The sequence below is a fragment of the uncultured Campylobacter sp. genome, assembly GCF_938018145.1.
In the GTDB taxonomy this organism is placed as follows: domain Bacteria; phylum Campylobacterota; class Campylobacteria; order Campylobacterales; family Campylobacteraceae; genus Campylobacter_A.
Window position 1 is genome coordinate 1 of sequence record NZ_CALIII010000391.1, and the last position, 2,361, is coordinate 2,361.

6 protein-coding genes are annotated in these 2,361 nt (G+C 44.3%); all 6 read right to left on the reverse strand.

What is annotated here, in order from left to right; translation table 11 throughout:
• Positions 1-188 (reverse strand): GTPase (locus tag Q0338_RS09010; protein ID WP_298086458.1); only part of this gene is annotated, 188 nt, incomplete at its 3' end.
• Positions 185-658, reverse strand: a complete 474-nt coding sequence (gene lptA, locus Q0338_RS09015; protein ID WP_298086459.1) for a lipopolysaccharide transport periplasmic protein LptA — start codon at positions 656-658, stop codon at positions 185-187. The genes lptA and Q0338_RS09010, both read right to left, overlap by 4 nt.
• Positions 634-1,158 (reverse strand): LPS export ABC transporter periplasmic protein LptC, encoded by a 525-nt coding sequence (gene lptC / locus Q0338_RS09020; RefSeq protein WP_298086460.1) that lies wholly within the window; start codon positions 1,156-1,158, stop codon positions 634-636. Before lptC ends, lptA begins: the two co-directional genes overlap by 25 nt.
• Entirely contained in the window at positions 1,149-1,637 is a 489-nt protein-coding gene (locus Q0338_RS09025) for an HAD hydrolase family protein (RefSeq protein WP_298086461.1), read from the reverse strand. The genes lptC and Q0338_RS09025 overlap by 10 nt, the downstream gene beginning before the upstream one ends.
• Positions 1,634-2,197, reverse strand: coding sequence for an imidazoleglycerol-phosphate dehydratase HisB (gene hisB / locus Q0338_RS09030; RefSeq protein WP_298086462.1), 564 nt, complete (start codon positions 2,195-2,197; stop codon positions 1,634-1,636). The genes Q0338_RS09025 and hisB overlap by 4 nt, the downstream gene beginning before the upstream one ends.
• Position 2,198: 1 nt before the next feature.
• On the reverse strand, positions 2,199-2,327 hold the full coding sequence (locus Q0338_RS09035; RefSeq protein ID WP_298086463.1) for a hypothetical protein: 129 nt from the start codon (positions 2,325-2,327) through the stop codon (positions 2,199-2,201).
• Positions 2,328-2,361: the final 34 nt, after the last annotated feature.

The following is a 2,361-nucleotide window of genomic DNA, read 5'->3' on the forward strand; positions in this document are numbered from 1 at the left end:
ATGAGGCGCGTTTTGCCTGGCGTCGAGCTGCTCTTGGCCAGGCCTTTTTGATTTACGAGAGCGTTTATGAGGCTACTTTTGCCCACGTTTGAGCGCCCCAGAAACGCCACTTCGCTAGAGTTTGCAGGCGGAGCTAGCGAGATGTCGGGTGCCGAGATAAGAAATTTTGCGTTTAAAACGCGGATCACTTTTTGTCCTCAACCTGGAATATAAATTTGACCGGCTCTTTTTTGCCGCTGTTTACGTTATAGGTGCCGCTGTTTTGATTGACGGTGATCTTTTCGCCGTAGACTTTTTTATCGCTCTCTATCTCGTGTAAAAAGCCGTTACCGTTTATCGTATATAAATTTGGCGCAGGCTCGTAAATAAGCTCGCTACCGCTACCGTCGTATGTTTTATTTTTGATAAATACTCTAAATTTGGCGTTGCCCGAGGCTACGTATTTGGTTGGATTTTTCTTGGAGTCAAAATAAATAATAACCTTATCCGCCGTTAGCACGTCTTTACCTTTGGTGATTTTTACTTTGCCGCTAAATTCGCCCATAAATTTACTCTCGTCGGCAAAGAAATTATCGGCGTTAACCTCTACCTGCTCAGCAAACAGCGGTAAAAAGCAAAATACCAGCAGAGCCCTTATCGCCTTTCTTGCTCTATCCATCCTTGAAATCCTTTTATTTTAGTTGTTTTTAAATTTAAATCATAAATTAAACTATTGCCGGTAATTTTATCCCCGTTTTGAGTCATAACGAACGGGGTGTTACTGATGGCTATTTTTTTCTTTATATCATAAGTGGCTTCATTGGACACAAATTTAAGATTTTCGTTGTTTATATATCTAACATTATTTTTAAATTTTAATAAATCTTCTTGATAAATCGCCTCATCCGAACTGATATTGTGCTCCTTGACGCCCCTTATCGCCACGCCTTTAAATTTTAAACACTCGTCTCTATCTTTATATCTATTGCACGTATCGGCTTCATACCTGGCGTTTACTGCAGTGGCGTTCATCTCGTAGTCCGTGACCGCGCTCATCTGCATGCTCGCACTCACCTCGCCGCCACTTAAAAGATCGCTATAGTAAGGCTCCTCAATCGCCAAATAAACCATCGCCACGCTAAAAACGCTGACGACTAGGTAAAAAATCCTTATAACCAACGTTTAGCCCACTCTTGCATTAGGCCCTCGCTACGGATAAGTATCTCTATCATCTCGCGCACCGCACCGTTGCCGCCCTTGTAGTTTAGTTTCGTTCTTACTTCAAGCTCTTTGATCGCATTTTTTGGCTTAAAGCTCCATCCGACGCTTTTTAGCAGCTTGTAGTCGTTATAATCATCGCCTATAGCTGCAGCGTTTTCAAACTCCAACCCTTCAAATTCCAGTATCTGTTTTGCGATTTCAAGCTTATCGCTAACGCCTTGATAGACATGCGTTATCTTTAGATCCTGCGCCCTTTTTTCGACGATAGGCGAGCTTCTGCCCGTGATGATCGCGACTTTTTTCCCGAGCTTTAGCCAGCTCTCGATAGCATATCCGTCCTTGACGTCAAAAAATTTAAGCTCGTCGCCGTTTGGGCTATAGACGATCTTGCCGTCGGTTAGGCACCCGTCGACGTCTAAAAATATAATCTCTATCATAGCACGCCTTTCGTGCTAGGTACGCCGACTCTGGAGTTTTTAGCCAGGGCTCTTCTTAGCGCGACGGCGCAGGCTTTAAAGCTCGCTTCCAAAATATGATGAGAGTTTCGTCCGCGGATTTTAGCGATATGCAAGGTGATTGCGGCATTAAATGCTAGAGCCTGGAAAAACTCATTCGCTAACTCTACGTCAAATTCGCCGACTTTGCCATCGCTTATACTCTCGTATACCAAAAACGGGCGATTTGAGAGGTCAAGGGCGCAGTTTACCGCCGCCTCGTCCATCACCACCGTCGCCTCGCCAAATCTCTCGACTCCGCTAAGCGGATAAATTTTCTCGCGCAAAGCTTGCCCGATGACGATACCCACGTCCTCTACACTGTGATGAAAATCCACGTGCAAATCGCCACTACAAACAAGCTTCATATCAAAAAGCGCGTGCTTGCAAAAAGCCTCAAGCATATGATCGAAAAATCCTATACCAGTGCTTATCTCAGCTTTCCCGCTACCGTAAATTTCAAGCTCTAGGCTGATATCCGTCTCTTTTGTCTTTCTTTGCATTTTATTCCCTTACGAAAAATGCGCCAGAGATGTGTCCTGCGCTTATGAAGTCTTTTGCTTCTTCTTCGCTTCTAAAACCGCTTATAAATACCCTGTAAATTTTACCGCCGTCAAGCTCATAGGACTTTATGACCGTATCATAAGCGCCGTTGCCGTATTGTCCA